This is a genomic window from Amycolatopsis kentuckyensis (assembly GCF_041679295.1).
Lineage (GTDB): Bacteria > Actinomycetota > Actinomycetes > Mycobacteriales > Pseudonocardiaceae > Amycolatopsis > Amycolatopsis kentuckyensis_A.
On the sequence record NZ_JBGDMD010000002.1, the window covers coordinates 862,801 to 880,555 of the forward strand.

A 17,755-nucleotide genomic window follows, 5' to 3' on the forward strand; every position below is an offset into this window, starting at 1 on the left:
GGGAGTCAGGAGCCGAGCAGGGCCTCCGCCCGCAGCGCGATCTCCATGTCGAGCCGGTCGTCGGCGTTGTTCAGCCGGTCGCCGAACAGGTCGATGAGCTGGTGCATGCGGTAGCGCACGGTCTGCGGGTGCACCTTGAGCTTCTTCGCGATCTCGGGCGCGCTGCCGCGGGACTGCAGCCAGATCAGCAGCGTCTCGCCGAGGCGCGCCCGCTGCTTCGGGGTGAGGTCGTTGAACGGCTCCAGGCTGCGCGAACACAGCTCGCGGACCAGGAACTCGTCGGCGAGCAGCCACAGCGTGGACAGGTGGTCGGTGCAGCGGGTGACCGGCGCGTCCGGCAGCACGCCGCGCTGGACGAGCTTGAGCGTCCGGCGCGCCCACAGCAGCGACCGCGGCGCGTCGGTGAGCCGCACGGTCGGGCCGATCACCGCGCGCCAGCCCTGCAGTCGCTCGCCGAGGTTCTTCAGGTGCTTTTCCGCGTCCCCGGTGACCAGGCACGGCTCGCCGCCCTCGAGGTCGACGAGGACGTCGGAGTGCAGGTCCGGCGCGGCGAGGCTGTGCTGGTCGGCGCGCGGTTCGAGGGCGACGACCGTGACTTCCGCCGGCAGCGCCCACTGCGCGGTCGTGGCCTGCGCGCTGATGGTCTGCGGCGCCGACGGCGGGTCGGCGAGCAGGAGTTCGAGCAGCCGTCTCCGGCGCCTCGCCCGGGTGCCGGCCGCGCGGGTCTGCGCCGCCGTGTAGCCCTCGATCGAGAGCGCGGAGATCTCGTCGACGTAGGCGAAGATCGCCTCGGCCGAAGTGCAGAGCGTGTCCGCGGCGACGCCGGCGGCCTGCCCGAACTCCGAAATGTGGCGCCACGCGACGCGTCCGCCGACCCGGTAGGCCGTTTGGAGGCAGTCGAGGCTGCGGCCCTCGTTGAACTCGATCTTGCCGAGGTTGCGGAACACGGTCGTCCACGTTTCGAGTGGCACGGCACCGGGGGTGCCGACACTGTCGAGGCACTGGATGATCGCCTGCCGGACACCCTGCGTGATGATGTGCCCGAACGCGCCTTCGAGGGGCTGGCGGTACTCGGGCACCGCCCGCTGGACCTCCTGCAGGATGGCGCGGGCCAGCGGGTCGACCCGCGGCTTGAAGCGGATCGCCAGCTCACGGGGCAGCGAAGCCCACAGCCCGATGGCGCCGGAAGCGCGCACGGGCCGGGGTTCCGCCGGGGCCCGGGGAGCGGGCGGGTAGGCGGTCCGGGGCCGGTCGGCCGACACGGACTGGTGCCGGTAAGCCGGTCCGGAAGGGCGTTCTCCGGGGTTCGGCCGTCCCGCGCGCAGGGCGGGGGCGGCGAACCCGGTGTCCACGTCGGTCATGTGTTTTATCCTTGCTGGCAACAAAACCGGCCTCTTCGTCGTCGAAGCCGGTCCGGATTTTGTGGCTCAGGCAACATAATTTCGCGCGAACCGCAGTGTCAACGGGTTCTCCGCTGACTTTGCGGTAACCCGTCCGGACTACACCCGAACGGGTGGAACGGCGCGATGTGAGGTGACACTTCCGCTTCGGGCGGATGGTGCGCGGGTGACAACTTTTCCGCGGGGTGTTTCCGCGGGCTCACCACCCGGCCGTCAGGCGTGCGACGACGTCGTCGAGCGTGAGCCGCGCGGGTTCGGTCGTTGTCACGAACTCGTGCAGGAGCAGGCGGAACCCGTCCGGATCGGCCACGTGCGGAAAGTGTTTCATGTTTTCTCGTACGGTCAAGCGGCTGTTCGGCAGCAGCTCGGCGGCCCGGCGGCCGTGCGCGGCGGGGATGAGCGGGTCGCGCGCGCCCCAGACCAGCAGCACCGGCACGGCTTCGGCCAGGTAGAGCTTCTCCAGCGCCGTCGCACGCTGGCCGCGCAGGTCGATCAGGCTGCGCGCGATGGAGAAGAACGCCCGCCGCCGCGCCGGGTCGGCGAGCGAGCCGAAATGCCTTGCCAGCTCACGTGTTTCAGTTTTCAACGATCCGCCGAGCCGGCGCCCGAGCCGAGCGGCGGCGCGCGCGATCGCGAGCGTGCCCCGGTTGACCGCGCAGGCCACGACGGCCCGGGCGCCCGGCAACGCCGTCGCGCGCAGCACCGGGCTCACCTCCGGGCCGAGCCCGGCACTGGCGACCAGGACGAGCCGGTCGCACATTTCCGGGAACTGGTAGGCGAACTGCAGCGCGACGCCGCCGCCGAGCGAGTGGCCGACGACGGTCGCGTGCCGCACGCCGGACACCGCGAGCACATCCCGCACGGTGCTCGCCAGCGCGCCGAGACCGTAATCCGCGCGCGGCGCCTCGGATTCGCCGTGGCCGGGCAGGTCGAGTGCCAGCACGCGCTTGCCGAGTGCCCCGCATCGCGCCAGCACCGGTGTCCAGGTTTCGGCGCTGCCCGCGATCCCGTGCAGCAGCACGATCGCTTCGTCGCGCGCACCCGTCGTGGGCAAGTGCTCGTGCAGCCGGAGCCGGCGGCCGTGGAGGGTCAGCGTGTGCGTCTCGAGTGTCATCGGGAGCCCTTTCTCGCGGACCCGAAAATAGGGCATCCGACCACTCGCGCCGGATGTGTCGCACGCCACTTCCCGGGAATGCGGGTGCGGGTGACAAGAACGGCCGCCGAAAGGCGATCGGGGGTGCGGGTTTTCCCGGTTCACCCGGTAATGCGTATCGACATTCCGCCGGTATCCGCGTATTCCTCGAAGGCATGGTCGCAATGACGCACCGGACGCGCTGATGTCCTGCCGCGCGAGTTTCCACCCCTGTTCGCGAGAGCCTCGGCCCCCGCGGCCGGTGCGGCGCCCGTGGCGGCGCGTGCTGCCGGTGCCGGTGCGCGTGCTCGACCGCGCCCTCAGCGCTCCCGCTCACCGTCCGGCCGGTGCGCGCGCATGAGCCGCTGAGCCCGCAGCGCCAGCTGCATGCCGAGGCGGTCGTCGGCGTCCTTCAGCCGATCGCCGAACAGCTCCTCCAGCTGCCGCAGCCGGTTGCGCACGGTCTGCGGGTGGACGCCGAGGCGCTGCGCGATCTCCGGCGCCCCGCCGCGCGTCTCCAGCCAGGCCAGCAGGGTCTCGCCGAGCCGGTCGCGCTGCTTTTCGCTGAGGGAGGCGAACGGGTCGAGGCTCTGCCGCGCCAGCTCGGCGGCCAGGAAGTCCTCCGCGAGCAGCCAGAGCGTGGCCAGGTGGTCGCGGCACCAGATGATCGGGCCGGGCACGTCGGGCCCGGACAGCAGCAGCGCCCGGCGGGCGGTGCGCAGCGCGGCCGGGGCGTCGGCGAGCGGCACGGTGGGCGACACGGCGGCCCGCCAGCCGTCGAGCTTGGCTTCCAGCGGCGCGAGGTCGGCGTCCGGGTCGCGGGTCAGCAAGTACGGCTCGGGGCCGTCGAGGTCGGCCAGGACGCCGTCGCCGAGCAGGTCGGCGGGGAAGCCGGCGGCGTCGGGGCCGCGTTCGAGGGCGACCATCGCGGCGGTCTCGGGCAGCGGCCAGCCCGCGCCCCCGGCCAGCTCGGCGATGCTGCTCGCCGCGCCTTCCGGGGCTTGCACGATCAGCTCGAGCAGGCGCCGCCGCCGGACCGGGACGGCGCCTTCGGCGTCCGCCTGCGCCTGCTGGTAGCCCTCGATCGCGGTCGCGCAGAGCTCGTCGACGTAGGCGAAGATGGCCTCCGCGGCGACCGAGATGACGGCCGGGTCGACGCCGGCGGCCACGACGCCGGGGTGCATCGCCCGCCAGGCCACCCGGGCCCCGAGGGTGGCGCTGTCCTGCAGCGCGTCGAGCGTGCGACCTTCGGTGAACTCGATGCGGCCGCGGCCGCGGTAGAAGTCGATCCAGTGGTCGTGGGCCAGCTCCGGCTCGCCCATCGAGTCGACGCAGTGCTGGACGGCGTACTCGACGCTCTTGACCAGCACCTTCCCGAACACGCCCTTGAGCGGTTGGCTGTACGCCGGGACCGTGCGCTGGACCTCCTGGATCATCGCGGCCGCGGCGCGTCCTACATGCGGGCGCAGGCCCGCGCCCAGCGCGCGCGGCAGCGAGGCCAGCAGGCGGAAGCTGCGGTACTCGACCACCGATCCCCCTTCGAGTCGGTCCGGGCGGAGCAGAGCGTATCCGACGGTTGTGTCACTGAAAAATCAACGAGGTGTTCCCGGAAAGGGTGACGGGATGACGTCCTTTTGACACGGACGGGTGGGCGTCCTACGCTCCGTGTCAGATGGTGGGGGCTATTTCCGAGTGTCGATTAATCCGGTGGAGGACCGAATTCCCCATGCGCGGTTCTCCCGCTTCGGACGGCTCGGTGTGGGCGCGGCTGCCCCACGAGCTCGGCGACGCCGTGCGCCCGCGGATCCCGGAGATCGCGCGGGCCTGCGTCGACGGCATCGCCGCCGAGATTCCGGAATATTCCGGGAGTTTCGGCCGCGGCCCCACGCGCGTCGCGGCGATCGAGCAGGCGCGGCGCGGGATCGAGCGGGACATCGACCGCGTCGGCACGCCCGCGATGTGGCAGGCCGACCGGCTGGCGGAGTTCCGCGGGCACGGGCGTGAGGCGTTCCACAATGGCCTGAGCCGCGAGGCGGTGCAGGCGGCCGTGCGCGTGTCGAGCCGGGTGACGTGGCGCTGGATCGCCGACATCGCCCGGGAAGCGGGCCTGTCCGGCGACGTCCTGTACGGCGCGGCCGAGGGCATGTTCGCCGACGTGGAGACGTCGATGGCGGCGGTCGCCGAGGGCTACCGCGCGGCGGAAGCGGCGATGTCCGGCACGGGCGAGCGCCACCGCCGCCTGCTGCACGCGCTGCTCGGCGGCCGCACACCGGCCGAAGTGGACGGTCTGATCGCGGCGTCGGGGCTGCCGGTGCCGTCGTGCGTGGCGGCGGTGGCGTTCCGCGCGCTGCCGGGCGCACCGGAGTTCCCCGCGGGGTTGCTGCCGGAGCACGTCCCGGCGGACCCGTCGGGCGACCCGCCGGCGGCGCTGACCCCGGCCCCGGACACGGATCTGGCGGGACTGGCCGGATTGCCGGCGGGCTGGACGGCAGCGGTCGGCCCACTGGTCCCCCCGGCGGCGGCGCCTGAATCGTTCCGGGTGGCCCGCCGCGCGCTGGAGTTGTCGGCGCGCGGGTTGCTGGACGCGCCGGGGCCGGTGGTGTGGTGCCGCGACCACTTGACGACGTTGCTGCTGCTGGCGGACGAGTTCCTGGTGTCCCAGCTGGCGTCGACGACGTTGGCGCCGTTGACGGGCTTGCCGGAGCGGCGGCGGGAGCAGCTGGCGGAGACGTTGCTGGCGCTGGTCCAGACCCGCGGGAGCGCGCCCGAGCTGGGGCGGGTGCTGGAGCTGCACCCGCAGACGGTCCGGGCGCGGTTGAAGAAGCTGGGTGAGTTGTTCGGGGCGCGGTTGGATGATCCGGGGGAGCGGCTGCGGTTGGAGCTGGCGCTGCTGGCGGAACGGGCGCTGCCGGGCGGGGAGTGAGTTGGCGGGGTGGCTTTGGCGGGGCTTTGGTGTCGCGGTTGGTCGCTCGTGGTGCTGGCCTGGCGGGGTTGCCAGGTATGGAGTGAGGTGGCGGGGCTGCCGGGGTTGCGAATGGCTCATTCGCCGCGCTGGGCTGGTGGGGTGGGCGTTGCCGGGCGGGGAGTGAGCCGGCTGGGCAAGCCGCAGCCGGGGTTGCGAACGGCTCGTTCGCCGCGCTGGGCTGGTGGGGTGGGGGTTGCCGGGCGGGGAGTGAGTCGGCTGGGCAAGCCGCAGCCGGGGTTGCGAATGGCTCGTTCGGGACCTCTGGCGTCGCCAATGGGTCCTTCGCGGCACACGGCCGACGTGGGGCGGTGTTGCCCGGCGGGGAGTGAGCCCGCGGGAGGCTCGGCAAAGCCGGCGCCCGGCGGGATGGTTCGGTGGGCGCAGGTCGGCGGCCTCGCCGGCGGTTGTCTTGAATGAGTCATTCAGGGCGTGCGAGGTCCTGAATGACTCATTCAAGACGTCTGCCAAAGCGCTGCACCCGCCGCTCGGCCAGGACCCGAGCTGTCCACATTTGCCCGAAGCTGTGGACAAAGCCAAAGTGGCCTGGTCCCGACCGCCCGGATTGGCTCTACGGGAAGGTCCAATCCACCCCTAAGCTGCCCGACATGACCGGATTGCTCACCGAGCGCCTTCAGCAGGCCTCCGACAACGCCGTCGCCATGTGGACCACCTTGGCGACCGTCCGCGGTGACCGCGTCCGGGAACACCCCACCTTCACCGTCGTCGAGGGCCGCCGAGTCCGGATCATGGTGCGGACCGACACCCCCGACGAAGCCGAGATCACCGCACGAACCGACGAATACCGGCGAAACGGCCGGACCGTCGTCGTCGAGGATCCCTTCCGGACGGTCGGACTGACCGGGATCGGGATGGCAGTCCGTCTGCTGCCCGTCATGGCGCGAGAGCCCGGCCCTACCCCGGACGAACCCGCCGTCACCCGCGTCGAAACCCCCGCTGAACTGCGCGAAGCCGAAGACGTCATCGTCCGCGGCTTCCCGCTCGAGGAGTACCAGCCCCTGGACCCCGGCAAGGTCTTCCCGGGCGCACTCCTCACCCAAGCCTTCTTCCGCAAAGGAACCGAAGGAGCCTGCTTCACCATGGCCCACGGCGGCGTCGGCGGCGCCTACTGGGTCACCACGATGCCCGAACACCGCTCGAAAGGCGTCGGGCGCGCCCTCATGCACGCCGTGCTACGGCACTTCGGCGACCGTCCCGTCACGCTGACCGCCTCGCGGGCCGGGAAGCCGCTCTACGACAAGCTCGGGTTCACCACCCTGGGTGACTCCCATTGGTGGCGCTGACGTCGGGAACACCCACCGGCGGTAACCGAACCAGCGGAACGCCGTCCCGGACAACGTCCCGAGCACCATCCCCGCCACGAAGTCCGCGATCTCCTGCGCCACGAAGCTCACGTGCGGGACCGACAGGTGCAGCACGTACCGCGACACCAGCGGCGGCACCAGGTTCACCGCCACCGCACCCGCGTTGACCACGAAGAACAGCGTCGCCTCGCGGACGCGGTGGTGGCCGCCGCGGCCGGCGAACGACCAGCGGCGGGACAGCAGGTACGCGAACGCCGTCGAGGCCACCGTCGCGCAGAAAAGCGCCGTCACCGGTTTCTCGCGGAACACGGTGAGCTTCAGGCTGTAGTCGCCCAGTAGGGTGACCCCGTACGCGGCCAGGCCGACGACGGCGAAGCGGAGCAGCTCTCGCGGCATGGTTCCTCCGGGGTGACGCCGACAGGGTGGAGGTCTTTCGATGGCACGCACGGGCGGTGAGGGTGACATCCCCTCGGTCGCCGAGCTGGTGAACCTTTCGCAGACGAAACCGCTGATGATCCGCGGTGACCTCGACGCGATGCTCAGCGCGGCGGAACCCGAGCCGGAACCCAAGCCCGACCCGCTGGCCATCCTCGACGCCGAGCTCGCGGCCCCGGAGCCCGAGGACGAGCGCCCGCTCGAGGCGCCGCCCGCCGAGTCGCGCCGCACCAAGCCGTACGTCCTCGCCGCCGGTGCCGCCGTCGCGCTCGGGCTGGCCGCCGTCGTGCTCTTCCAGCCGCAGCAGGTCGGCGGGACGGCCACGCCGCCGCCGGGCGCGACCGTCCCCGCCGCGCCGCCGGCCTCGAGCGACGCGGTGGAGACGATGAGCGCCTCGGCGGCGCCGCCGCCGCTCACCGCGGAGGTGCACGACTCGCCGGTCCGGACCACCAACCCGCCCGCCGCCGCGGGGCGCAAGCCCGCGCGCCCCTCGACGACGGCGCCGCCCGCCGAAGACCAGTGGCAGCAGTACGTGAGCTCGGTGATCAGCTCGTGGCAGCAGCACCCGCACGGCAGGCCGAACCGCTGATCAGCAGTTCGGCGTCGCCGGCTTCCCGGCGATCCGGTCCTTGACGAACGCCAGCACGTCGGCGTTGCCGGTGTAGACCAGCGTGATGTGGTCGGTGTCGTAGGTCTTCCACGTCACCGCCACCCCGGCCGCGCAGTACGCCTTGTGCAAGGCGTCGGCCTGCGCGAACTGCACCAGCTGGTCGCCGGTGGCGTGGTACTGGAACACCGGGACGCGCGGCGGGGTGCCGCCGAGCTTGTTCTCGTTCAGCCGCGCGACCCACGCGGGCTTGATGTAGCCCGGGCCGGTCGTGTAGTCCGCGATCTTCTGGTTCGCGTACGTCGTGAGCAGCTCGAACGTGCACGCGCTCTGCTTCATTTCGGCCAGCTTCGCGCGGCCGTTGTCGCTCAGGAACGAGTCCAGCTGCAGCTCGGGGTACGCCTGGTCGAGGCCGAGCAGGGCGTAGGCGAACACGCCGAACCCGAACTTGCCGTCGAGCTGCAGCGTCACCTGGACGAGGTCGGCGGGCACGCCGCCGGCCGCGATCCCGACGAGGTTCAGCTCCGGCGCGTACGCCGGCTGCAGCTCCCCGGCCCACGCCGCGGCGCCGCCACCCTGGGAGTAGCCGCGGAAGACGACCTTCGCCGTCGAGGACAGCCCGGCCGCGGGGAGCCGCTGGGCCGCGCGGACCCCGTCGATCACCGCCGGGCCTTCGGAACGGCCCACGACGTACGTGGTCTTCGGCGCGCTCTGGTAGCCCTCGTAGTCCGGGACCGTGACGGCGTACCCCGCGTCCAGGAGGTCGTCGAGGCCGGGCTGCTCGTAGAACGCGCCGATGTCGATCATCTTCGACGGCGTGCAGCCGAACGCCGGCCCGTGCGTACCGGGGTCGAACGAGACGATCGGCGCCGTCGCGCGGTCGGCGTTCTTCGGCACCAGCACGGTTCCGGTGACGGCGTCGGGCTGCCCGAGCGCGTTCGTGGACAGGTACATCACCTGCCACGCGTCGACGGAAGCCTTGCGCGGACCGGCGTTCGACGGCCGCCAGCGGAGGACGTCGCCCGGTTTGCCCGCGGGCAGCGGCGACGGCGGCGTGTAGAACGAGTCGCCGGCCGGACCGGGTTCCGGGACCGCCGCCGACGCCGTGGGCGCGACCCCGGCGGCGAGCAGCAGCGCCACGCAGACGGCGAGCACGCGGCGGGCGGTCACGAGCCCGTCCCGTAGACGCGCTTGCAGGTCGCGGACTCGCTGAAGGCCAGGTTCAGCTCGGGGTTCGCCTTGAGGTCCTTGATCGGGCCCTCCGGGTCGGCGAGCTGGCCCATGGTGGCGTCGGCGTCGGAGATGACCTTGCGCAGGCTCGGCTGGTCGGTCACCTTCGCCTGCTCCATCTTGGCCTTCGTCTCGGCGAGCTTGGTCTTCGTCTCGGTCAGGTTGCCGGTCGCCTTGTCCACAGCGGACTGTCCATCCGGGACGGGCGGGACGCCGGCGGTGCGCAGGCCGCCCGCCATGTCGTCGAGGGCCGAACCCAGACGGCCCAGGAAGTCGACCATCGCGTCCCGGGTCTTCACCGGGTCGGCGTCGTCGACGGCGGGCGGCTGCGACAGCTTCGCCGAGCCCGCCGCCACCCCGGTGCACACCTTGTCGACCCAGGCGAGCGCCGCGGGATCGGCGTGCCGGCCGGGGTCGGCGGGGGTGTCCGACCCGCACGCGGAGCACGACAGAAGCGCGGCCGCCGCCATTGCGAGCACCGCGCTGTGCATTCTTTTCATGGGTTTCGAAGCTACGCGGCGCGGTTGCGCACGAGCAAGGCGGGAATGGCCGATTGGCACGTGCGTCAACATTTTGTGAGCGGGGATTGTCACGCTCGTCAGCGCTTCGGCGATGGCTCTGCGCTGGGGAAACCTTCCCCGGCCTGCTAGGAACCCGGGCCGGGTGACGTGCCGGGGTGACAATTTGCGGGGTCCGGGTTGCCTTTTCACCGAAAGCCCTTGATCGGCGCCATCCGTGCTCGTTAGCTTACGTTCCGGTCGCGATTCTCGAATAGCGCGGGCCGTTTCGTATCACTGTTGATACACGGAAGGACCATCGTGAGTCACCCAAGAGGCAAGAAGAAGACGGTCGCGGCCGCCGCGGCCGTGGGCGCGGTGGGGCTCGTCGCCACCGCGCTGGTCGTCGGGGCGCAGGCCAGCGCCGCCGACCCGATCTCGCTGACGCTGAACTACCACTGCACGCTCCCGCTGGTGGGGTCCCAGTCGCTGAAGGTGGTGATCAACACCGACCTGCCGACCACGGTGAACACCGGGCAGCCGACCGGCGCGTTCGACATCCGTGCGGTGTCCACGATCAACGCGGACACCGTCGCCGGCCTGAGCCTGATCGGGGCCACCACGATCGAGGGCACCGCGACCGCCGCCGCGACGGTGGCCGCGCCGAGCCTCAACCTGCCGGTCAACGTCCCGATCACGCTCGAGAAGACGAACATCCCGGCGTCGGGTGAGCTGAACATCAACGCGTCGGGCAAGACGCCGTCGCTGACGTTCACCCAGGCCGGCCAGGCGAAGATCACCGTCGGCGACCTGAACCTCAAGGTCACCCCGCGCAAGGCCGACGGCTCGGTCACCGGCATCACGCCGGACGGCACGATCGACGCGCCCTGCACGCAGGACGCCGGCCAGAACAACACCCTGGCCACGATCACCATCGCCGGCGGTGGCGGCACGACGACGCCGCCCACCACCACCCCGCCGACGACGACCCCGCCGACGACGACCCCGCCGACCACCACGCCGCCGACGACCACCCCGCCCACCACGACCCCGCCGGGCGGCGGCATCAAGTACTCCTTCGGCATCACCGGCCAGACGGCGCTGAAGTCCCTCGGCAGCACCGCGCCGATCACGGGCTCGTTCGACGCCGACGTCAACCTGTCGGCCAAGACGTTCACCGGCAACCTGCAGCTGAACCCGACGCACACCGACTTCAAGCTGTTCGGCTTCCTCCAGGGCAGCTCGGACGTCAAGGTCGTGCAGAACGGCCCGCAGACCGGTGAGCTCGTGGGCACCGGCTTCAAGGCGCACATCAAGTTCGACACGTTCCTCACCACGGTCAACCTGTTCGGCATCCCGATCAGCACCGACCCGAAGTGCGGCACGGTCAGCTCTTCGACGAGCGAGATGACCACCGGCGCCGACTTCGACCTGCTCAAGGGTGGGAAGCTGTCGGGCACCTACTCGCTGTCCGCGCTGCAGAACTGCGGCTCGTTCAACGACATCATCAGCGCGTTCGCCAAGAGTGACGGCAACACGCTGGACCTCGTGCTCGCCAAGAAGTGACCTGAACTGCCGGCCCCCGCCGCGCGCCGAGTGCCGCGGCGGGGGCCGGTGCCACGCGCCGAGAAACTCGAGAAAGGGGAGCGCCCGTGCGGATCGCCCGGTCGTTGCTCGCCGCCTGCGTGCTCGCTCTCGCCGTCGCCACGCCCGCGTCGGCGTCGACCCCGATCGACAAGAAGCTGAGCTTCACCTGCCCGTTCCCGTTGATCGGGCTGCAGAAGCTGGACGTTCAGGTCAAGGCGTCGTTCGAGGTGCCGGCCGCGCCCGGCGGCACGTTCACGACGGACGGTCTCGCGGTGGCGGTGACCGTGCCGGACAAGTCCACCCGCGGCCTGGCCCTGGTCGGCGCGGCGAGCATCGAGGGGACGGCGTCCGCAGGGGTGACGCTGGCCAACGGTCCGCTGACGCTGCCGCTCGCCCTGCCGCTGACGGTGGCCAAGACGGCGGTGCCGGCGTCGGGGCCGTTCACCACCAACGCGTCCGGTTCGGTCCCGCCGGTGCAGCTGCCGAACGCGGGCAAGACGACGTTGACGATCGGCGGCTTCAGCGCCCGGCTCACGCCGAAGAAGGCCGACGGCTCGTTCACCGGGCTCGGCTCGTTCACCTCGGACTGCACGCTCGACCCGGGGCAGGACCCGGTGCTGCTGAGCTTCGACCTGGGTGCCCCGGCGTCCCGCGACTACCGCGTCACGGGGACGACGACGCTGAAGACGCTGGGAGCGACCGCGCCGCTCACCGGGTCGTTCACGGGATTCAGCCCGGCGTTCGACCGGACACGGGCGGAGTTCAAGGTGTTCGGGTTCGTCCCCGGGACGGCCGACCTGCTGTTCGGCCCGGATGGCCCGCAAACCGGGGAAATCAAGGGTGACGACTTCGTCGCGCACGCGAAGCTGGCGCTGTCCTTGCCGCAGGTGACGTTGTTCGGGCTGCCGGTCGCGGACGCGGGCTGCCGGGCGAGCGCGTCGATCCCGGTCGACCTGCGGTCCGGCGGCGGCTTCACCCCGGCAACGGGCGGCCCGGTGACGGGCACGTTCACGATCCCGGCGCTGACCGGCTGCGGCACGTTCACCGCGTACCTCAGCTCTCTGGTCCAGGGGGAAGGCAACGCGTTCACATTGTCGATTTCGCCGTTCCCCGCGTGACGGAGTAGGAAAGGACCGACGACCAGGAGGAACGGACATGGCGCAGTACGCGGTGCTGATCTACGAGCGGGTGCCCGCCGAAGACCTGCCGAAGGAGATCATGGACCGGCACATCGGCCTGCCGGAGCTGATCGCCTCGAAGGGCGGCAAGGTGACCGCCGGGCTGGCCCTGCAGCCCAACGAGACCGCCACCGCCATCCGCGGCGACCTCGTCACCGACGGGCCGTTCGTGGAGACCAAGGAGGTGCTCGCCGGCGTGTACGTGCTCGAGGCCCGCGACCTCGACCACGCCCTCGCCTGCGCGAAGCTGACGCCGGTCGTCGACGGCGGCGTCGAGGTCCGGCCGCTCGTCGACTTCCAGGTCGTGGCGGACTGACCGCGGTCGCCGACGCCGTCGCCGAAGCGCACCGTCGCGAGTGGGCCTACGTGCTCGCCGCGACGGTGCGGGTCACCCGCGACCTCGACGAAGCCGAAGAGGCCGTCCAGGACGCCTACCTCCAGGCCCTGAAGCGCTGGGCCGATGACGGCGTCCCGGACCGGCCCGGCGCCTGGCTGACCACGGTCGCGCGCCGGACCGCGCTCAACGGCGTCCGGCACCGGGAAGTGCTGCGGCGCAAGCTGCCGCTGCTCGTCGAACCGGACGTCGCCGAGCCGCCCGAGCCCGCCGGGCCGATCCCCGACGACCGGCTCCGGCTCGTCTTCACCTGCTGCCACCCCGCGCTCGCGCAGGAAGCCCAGATCGCGTTGACGCTGCGGCTCGTCTGCGGCGTCGCGACGGCCGACATCGCGCACGCCTTCCTGGTGCCCGAGCCGACGATGGCCGCCCGGCTCACCCGCGCCAAGAAGAAGATCGCCGCCGCGCGGATCCCGTACGCGGTACCCGCGGCCGAGGAGCTGCCCGCGCGCGTATCCGTCGTGCTGACCGTGCTGCACCTGCTCTACGCGGCGGGCCACACCGCGCCGTCCGGGGACGACCTGGTGCGTGACGAGCTGACCGGCCGCGCGCTGGACCTGGCGCGGATGCTGCGCGCCCTGCTGCCCGCCGACACCGAGGTCGCCGGGCTGCTCGCGCTCCTGCTCGTCCAGCAGGCCCGTCGGGCCACCCGGACCGACGCCGCCGGGCGCCTGCTGCGGCTCGAAGACCAGGACCGCACCCGCTGGGACACCGCGATGATCGCCGAGGCCGACCGGCTCGTCGTCGAGGCGCTGAAGACCGGCCCGCCCGGGCGGTTCAGCGTCCAGGCCGCGATCGCCGCCCTGCACGCCCAGGCCCCCGGCTACGGCGAGACGGACTGGCCGCAGATCCTCACCCTCTACGACGTGCTGCTGCGCCTGTGGCCCTCGCCCGTGGTGGCGCTCAACCGCGCGGTCGCGCTCGCGATGGTGCACGGGCCCGAAGCCGCTCTCGACGAGATCGCCCGCCTGGAGGCCGACGGCCGGCTCGCCGGCTACCGCTACCTGCCCGCCGCCAAGGCCGACCTCCTGCACCGCCTCGGGCGCGACGCCGAAGCGGCCGACGCGTACCGCGCCGCGCTGGCGTTGAGCGAAAACGCCGTCGAGCAGGAATTCCTCGCCGCTCGGCTCAGCGGCGCCTGACGAAGTACGGCGCGGTGCCGTCCCGGTACATCAGGACGAAACCGGTGATCGACAGGCCCAGCGCGGCCAGGAAGAACCCCAGGTGCGCGACATCGCCGCCGAGCATCGGGTCCGCGGTCGCCAGCCAGAGCAGCTGGAACACCACGTTGAAGATGCCCAGCACGCCGGCGATCGCCAGCACCTTGCGCGCCCAGCCGGCGCCGCGGTACATCCCGTACACCAGCAGCGCCCACAGCGCGCCCGGCAGCAGGAACGTGAGCACCGCGATGTCCACCGGGAGCGGGCCCGGCGCCATCCTCGTGCTGTCCAGCAGCTGGCTGAGCAGCGAGCCGAGGAACCAGCACGCGACCCCGCCCCACCAGGCGAACGCGGCGCGCCGGACCGGCTCCGGCCGGGCGGGCTGGTGGGCGTACGGCGGCGCCGCCGGGAAGTGACCGTACGGATTCGAACCCGGCGAAAACCCTTCGCCGTCCCCCTGGGTTTCGGACATGCGCGCAGGGTAGTGCGGGATCTTCCGGTTCCGGCACGGTCACGACCCGAACCGTTACCGGCCCGGTGTCACACCGGAGTGCTATAAAACGCTACCTCCGTGGGACCGGTTTCGCGGCCGTATGCGGCTGCCGCCGGGGCCGCTAGGGTGATCGTCTGGATGTGCTGGGCTCGCGAGCAGCCGAACGGGAGAAGCCGGTGACCGCCGCGCACGACTCATCGTGGGACTCCGGCACCCGCTTGCGCGTGCTGCTGATCGAGGACGACGACGGCGACGCGCTGCTCGTCGAAGAAATGCTGGCGGACACGTCCGTGCCGTTCTCCCTCGAACGCGTCGAAACGCTCGCGGCCGCACTGGCCGGTCCGCTCACCGCCGACTGCGTCGTGCTCGACCTGCAGCTGCCCGACGCCATGGGCCTGAGCGGGCTGACGAAGCTCGGCCAGCACGCGCCCTTCGTCGCGGTCGTCGTCCTGACCGGGCAGCACGACCAGGCCACCGGCGTCGCCGCGGTCGCCGCCGGCGCCCAGGACTACCTCGTCAAGGACCAGGTGGACGGGCCGCTGCTGGTGAAGGCCCTGCGCTTCGCCCGCGAACGCAAGCGCGCCGAGCAGGTCGAGCAGCAGTTCCTGCAGCAGCAGCTGCTGGCGCGGGAGAACGCGCGGCTGGAACGCGGCCTGCTGCCCGTCCCGCTGCTGCGCGACCCGCACCTCGAGCTCGCCTCCCGCTACCGCCCGGGCCGCAACGGTTCCCTGCTGGGCGGCGACTTCTACGACGCCATCGAGCTCGCCGACGGCACCGTGCACATGATGATCGGCGACGTCTGCGGCCACGGCCCGGACGAGGCCGCGCTCGGCGTCGCGCTGCGGATCGCGTGGCGCTCGCTGGTGATGGCCGGCCTGCCGATGGCCGACGTGCTGAGCATGGTCGAGCGGGTCATGGTGCACGAGCGGATCGAGCCGCTGTTCGCCACCGTCTGCATGGTCGTCGTCGCGCCGGACCGGAAGTCCCTGCGCCTGTCGCTGGCCGGGCACCTGCCGCCGCTGCTGCTCACCCCCGGCGACGGGCACCTCCTGTCCGGCGAACGCCTCGGCGTCCCGCTCGGCGTCGTCGAAGGCACGAAGTGGGAGGCCCTCGAGGTGCCGCTCGAACCGGGCTGGTCCCTGCTGCTCTACACCGACGGCGTGTTCGAGGGCCGCGTCGGCGCCGGGGCCGAGCGGCTCGGCCACGAACGGATGGCCGCCATCGTCCTGGAGATCCAGCACGAGACCGGACTGGCCGGCACCGAACTGCTCGACGAGCTGATCGCCCGCGCCGAACGGCTCAACTCCGGCCCGCTCGACGACGACGTCGCCCTCGCCCTGCTCAGCCACGACCCGACAGGAACCGGTTGATGAGCACTGAAGCGCGCGGCTGGACGATCCGCCGCTGGCTGAGCCTGTTCGCCGTCGTCGAAGCCGTCCTGCTGCTCGCCGCGGTGGCCGGCGGCGTGATCGCGCTGAACAACCTGACCGAGGCCCGCAACAGCCTCCTCGACGTCATCGGGCCGCAGCGGCTGGCCGCGACGCAGCTGTCGACGGCGCTGCTGAACCAGGAGACCGGCATCCGGGGCTACCAGCTGGGCCGGCAGCCGGACTTCCTCGCGCCCTACACCCAGGGCCGACAGGCGGAGGGCGACGCGGTCAGCCAGCTGCGCCAGCTCGGCGCCGTCCCCGGCACCCAGGCCGGCGACGACCTGGAGGCCGTCGTGCGGGCGGCCACCGCCTGGCAGGCCGTGGCCGCCCCCGCCGTCGAACCCGGCGCGGGCCCGATGACCCCGGCGCAGATCGAGCGCGGCCGGGCCCTGTTCGACGGCGTGCGCCAGGCCCTGGACACCCAGTTCGACCACCTCACCGCCGTGCGCGACACCGGCCGGGCCGACCTCGACGGCGCGGCAACCTTCCTGACCGCCATGCTCGTCGCCATCGGCGTGCTGGTCGTGCTGCTCTGCGCGGTGCTCTTCCTCGGCCTGCGCCGGGTCATCACCCGGCCGATCCTGCGGCTGGCGGGTGAGGTCCGCCAGACCGCGGACCGGGACATCCGCCACCCGGTGCACGGGAGCGGACCGCGCGAGATCGCCCAGCTCGGCGCCGACGTCGAAGCCATGCGTCAGCGCATCCTCGACGAGGTCGCCGAGCTCGAGCGGGCCCACACGCTGCTGGACCGCCGCACGCACGAGCTGGAGCGGTCGAACGCCGACCTGGAGCAGTTCGCCTACGTCGCTTCGCACGACCTGCAGGAACCGCTGCGGAAGGTGGCGAGCTTCTGCCAGCTGCTCCAGCGGCGCTACGAAGGCCTGCTCGACGAGCGCGGCGAGCAGTACATCGAGTACGCCGTCGACGGCGCGAAACGCATGCAGGTCCTGATCAACGACCTCCTGGCGTTCTCCCGGGTCGGCCGCAAGCCGGCCGAGCACGTCGTGGTCGACGCGGGCCGGCTGGTCGACGACGCGCTGGCGAACCTGGAGGTCGCGCTCTCGCTCAGCGGCGGCAAGGTCGACCGCGGCGAGCTGCCCGAGGTGCGCGTCGAGCCGGCGCTGATGACGGCGGTGTTCCAGAACCTGATCGGCAACGCGCTGAAGTTCAAGGGCGAGACCCCGCCCGAGGTGCGGGTCGCCGCGGACCGCGACAGCGACGATTGGGTGTTCACCGTGTCGGACAACGGGATCGGCATCGACGCGGAGTACGCCGAACGGGTCTTCGCGCTGTTCCAGCGGCTGCACACCCGCAGCGCCTACCCGGGCACCGGGATCGGCCTGGCCCTGTGCCGCCGGATCGTCGAGCACCACGGCGGCCGGATCTGGCTCGACACCGAAGCCGAGAACACCACCTTCCGCTTCACGCTGCCGGCGGCGACCGAGGACGGTGAGGACGCATGACGGGGGCGCACTTCCCGATCGACATCCTGCTCGTCGAGGACGACCCGGGTGACGTGCTGATGACCCGGGAAGCCTTCGAGCACCACAAGATCCGCAACGCGCTGCACGTCGCGAGCGACGGCGTCGAGGCCCTCGAGTTCCTGAACCGGAGGGGCCGGTTCGCCGGGGCGCCGCGGCCGGGGCTGATCCTGCTCGACCTCAACCTGCCCCGCAAGGACGGCCGCGAGCTGCTCGGCGAGATCAAGCAGGACCCGGAGCTGCGCACCATCCCGGTGGTCGTGCTGACGACGTCCGAAGCGGAGGAGGACATCGTCCGCAGCTACGACCTGCACGCCAACGCCTACGTCACCAAGCCGGTCGACTTCGAGAAGTTCGTCGAGGTGGTCCGGAAGATCGACGACTTCTGGGTCACGGTGGTCAAGCTGCCGCACCGCTGAGGGCCGTCGTTGGCGCGGCGGCGGC

The 17,755-nt window shown here is 72.0% G+C and carries 17 protein-coding genes; 10 read left to right on the forward strand and 7 right to left on the reverse strand.

The features are described from left to right. Positions 1–5: 5 nt before the first annotated feature. From ACERZO_RS10275 to ACERZO_RS10285, 3 genes are all read right to left on the reverse strand, one after another. Entirely contained in the window at positions 6–1,196 is a 1,191-nt protein-coding gene (locus tag ACERZO_RS10275) for a helix-turn-helix domain-containing protein (RefSeq protein ID WP_372664607.1), read from the reverse strand. A gap of 403 nt (positions 1,197–1,599) precedes the next feature. Next, positions 1,600–2,514, reverse strand: a complete 915-nt coding sequence (locus ACERZO_RS10280) for an alpha/beta fold hydrolase (protein WP_372664300.1) — start codon at positions 2,512–2,514, stop codon at positions 1,600–1,602. Positions 2,515–2,852: 338 nt separating this feature from the next. After that, positions 2,853–4,061, reverse strand: a complete 1,209-nt coding sequence (locus ACERZO_RS10285) for a PucR family transcriptional regulator (protein WP_372664301.1) — start codon at positions 4,059–4,061, stop codon at positions 2,853–2,855. A 197-nt stretch (positions 4,062–4,258) separates the two neighbouring features. Between ACERZO_RS10285 and ACERZO_RS10290 the strand changes: the two genes are divergently transcribed. Continuing rightward, a complete protein-coding gene (locus tag ACERZO_RS10290; protein ID WP_372664302.1) occupies positions 4,259–5,455 on the forward strand; it encodes a helix-turn-helix domain-containing protein in 1,197 nt (398 codons plus the stop codon). 647 nt (positions 5,456–6,102) lie between these two features. Further along, a complete protein-coding gene (locus ACERZO_RS10295) occupies positions 6,103–6,798 on the forward strand; it encodes a GNAT family N-acetyltransferase (RefSeq protein ID WP_372664303.1) in 696 nt (231 codons plus the stop codon). Here ACERZO_RS10295 and ACERZO_RS10300 read toward each other — a convergent pair. Continuing rightward, positions 6,688–7,215 carry a GtrA family protein gene (locus ACERZO_RS10300; RefSeq protein ID WP_372664304.1) on the reverse strand — a complete coding sequence of 176 codons (528 nt, stop codon included), beginning with the start codon at positions 7,213–7,215 and terminating at the stop codon, positions 6,688–6,690. The two genes, ACERZO_RS10295 and ACERZO_RS10300, sit on opposite strands and share 111 nt — an antisense overlap. Before the next feature lie 40 nt (positions 7,216–7,255). Between ACERZO_RS10300 and ACERZO_RS10305 the strand changes: the two genes are divergently transcribed. Further along, positions 7,256–7,843, forward strand: a complete 588-nt coding sequence (locus ACERZO_RS10305; protein WP_372664305.1) for a hypothetical protein — start codon at positions 7,256–7,258, stop codon at positions 7,841–7,843. Here ACERZO_RS10305 and ACERZO_RS10310 read toward each other — a convergent pair whose 3' ends face one another. Beyond that, positions 7,844–9,031, reverse strand: a complete 1,188-nt coding sequence (locus ACERZO_RS10310; RefSeq protein ID WP_372664306.1) for a lipase family protein — start codon at positions 9,029–9,031, stop codon at positions 7,844–7,846. It lies immediately after the preceding gene. Beyond that, positions 9,028–9,591, reverse strand: a complete 564-nt coding sequence (locus ACERZO_RS10315; RefSeq protein WP_372664307.1) for a hypothetical protein — start codon at positions 9,589–9,591, stop codon at positions 9,028–9,030. Before ACERZO_RS10315 ends, ACERZO_RS10310 begins: the two co-directional genes overlap by 4 nt. 318 nt (positions 9,592–9,909) lie before the next feature. Between ACERZO_RS10315 and ACERZO_RS10320 the strand changes: the two genes are divergently transcribed. From ACERZO_RS10320 to ACERZO_RS10335, 4 genes are all read left to right on the forward strand, one after another. Further along, complete coding sequence (locus tag ACERZO_RS10320) at positions 9,910–11,154, forward strand: DUF6801 domain-containing protein (protein ID WP_372664308.1); 1,245 nt, start codon at positions 9,910–9,912, stop codon at positions 11,152–11,154. An 86-nt stretch (positions 11,155–11,240) separates the two neighbouring features. Beyond that, entirely contained in the window at positions 11,241–12,293 is a 1,053-nt protein-coding gene (locus tag ACERZO_RS10325) for a DUF6801 domain-containing protein (RefSeq protein WP_372664309.1), read from the forward strand. A gap of 37 nt (positions 12,294–12,330) precedes the next feature. Beyond that, positions 12,331–12,669 (forward strand): YciI family protein, encoded by a 339-nt coding sequence (locus ACERZO_RS10330; protein ID WP_372664310.1) that lies wholly within the window; start codon positions 12,331–12,333, stop codon positions 12,667–12,669. A 50-nt stretch (positions 12,670–12,719) separates the two neighbouring features. Then, the gene (locus ACERZO_RS10335) at positions 12,720–13,889 is read left to right on the forward strand and encodes an RNA polymerase sigma factor (RefSeq protein ID WP_372664311.1); all 1,170 of its coding nucleotides are present in this window, start codon (positions 12,720–12,722) and stop codon (positions 13,887–13,889) included. Here the strand turns inward: ACERZO_RS10335 and ACERZO_RS10340 are convergent. Continuing rightward, positions 13,876–14,379, reverse strand: coding sequence for a hypothetical protein (locus tag ACERZO_RS10340; protein WP_372664312.1), 504 nt, complete (start codon positions 14,377–14,379; stop codon positions 13,876–13,878). The genes ACERZO_RS10335 and ACERZO_RS10340 overlap by 14 nt on opposite strands. A 197-nt stretch (positions 14,380–14,576) precedes the next feature. Between ACERZO_RS10340 and ACERZO_RS10345 the strand changes: the two genes are divergently transcribed. Genes ACERZO_RS10345 through ACERZO_RS10355 form a run of 3 tightly spaced genes read left to right on the forward strand, consistent with a single transcriptional unit; the run spans position 14,577 to position 17,730 of the window. After that, complete coding sequence (locus ACERZO_RS10345) at positions 14,577–15,770, forward strand: PP2C family protein-serine/threonine phosphatase (protein ID WP_372664313.1); 1,194 nt, start codon at positions 14,577–14,579, stop codon at positions 15,768–15,770. Continuing rightward, a complete protein-coding gene (locus ACERZO_RS10350) occupies positions 15,770–17,293 on the forward strand; it encodes a sensor histidine kinase (protein WP_372664314.1) in 1,524 nt (507 codons plus the stop codon). Before ACERZO_RS10345 ends, ACERZO_RS10350 begins: the two co-directional genes overlap by 1 nt. Then, on the forward strand, positions 17,290–17,730 hold the full coding sequence (locus ACERZO_RS10355; protein ID WP_372664315.1) for a response regulator: 441 nt from the start codon (positions 17,290–17,292) through the stop codon (positions 17,728–17,730). The genes ACERZO_RS10350 and ACERZO_RS10355 overlap by 4 nt, the downstream gene beginning before the upstream one ends. The last annotated feature ends 25 nt before the right edge of the window (positions 17,731–17,755 follow it).

Coding starts and splice junctions, on each gene's coding strand:
- ACERZO_RS10305 (WP_372664305.1), top strand. CDS start 7,256: ATGGCACGCACGGGCGGTGAGGGTGACATCCCCTCGGTCGCCGAGCTG.
- ACERZO_RS10290 (WP_372664302.1), top strand. CDS start 4,259: ATGCGCGGTTCTCCCGCTTCGGACGGCTCGGTGTGGGCGCGGCTGCCC.
- ACERZO_RS10355 (WP_372664315.1), top strand. CDS start 17,290: ATGACGGGGGCGCACTTCCCGATCGACATCCTGCTCGTCGAGGACGAC.
- ACERZO_RS10280 (WP_372664300.1), bottom strand. CDS start 2,514: ATGACACTCGAGACGCACACGCTGACCCTCCACGGCCGCCGGCTCCGG.
- ACERZO_RS10315 (WP_372664307.1), bottom strand. CDS start 9,591: ATGAAAAGAATGCACAGCGCGGTGCTCGCAATGGCGGCGGCCGCGCTT.
- ACERZO_RS10350 (WP_372664314.1), top strand. CDS start 15,770: ATGAGCACTGAAGCGCGCGGCTGGACGATCCGCCGCTGGCTGAGCCTG.
- ACERZO_RS10330 (WP_372664310.1), top strand. CDS start 12,331: ATGGCGCAGTACGCGGTGCTGATCTACGAGCGGGTGCCCGCCGAAGAC.
- ACERZO_RS10340 (WP_372664312.1), bottom strand. CDS start 14,379: ATGTCCGAAACCCAGGGGGACGGCGAAGGGTTTTCGCCGGGTTCGAAT.
- ACERZO_RS10300 (WP_372664304.1), bottom strand. CDS start 7,215: ATGCCGCGAGAGCTGCTCCGCTTCGCCGTCGTCGGCCTGGCCGCGTAC.
- ACERZO_RS10295 (WP_372664303.1), top strand. CDS start 6,103: ATGACCGGATTGCTCACCGAGCGCCTTCAGCAGGCCTCCGACAACGCC.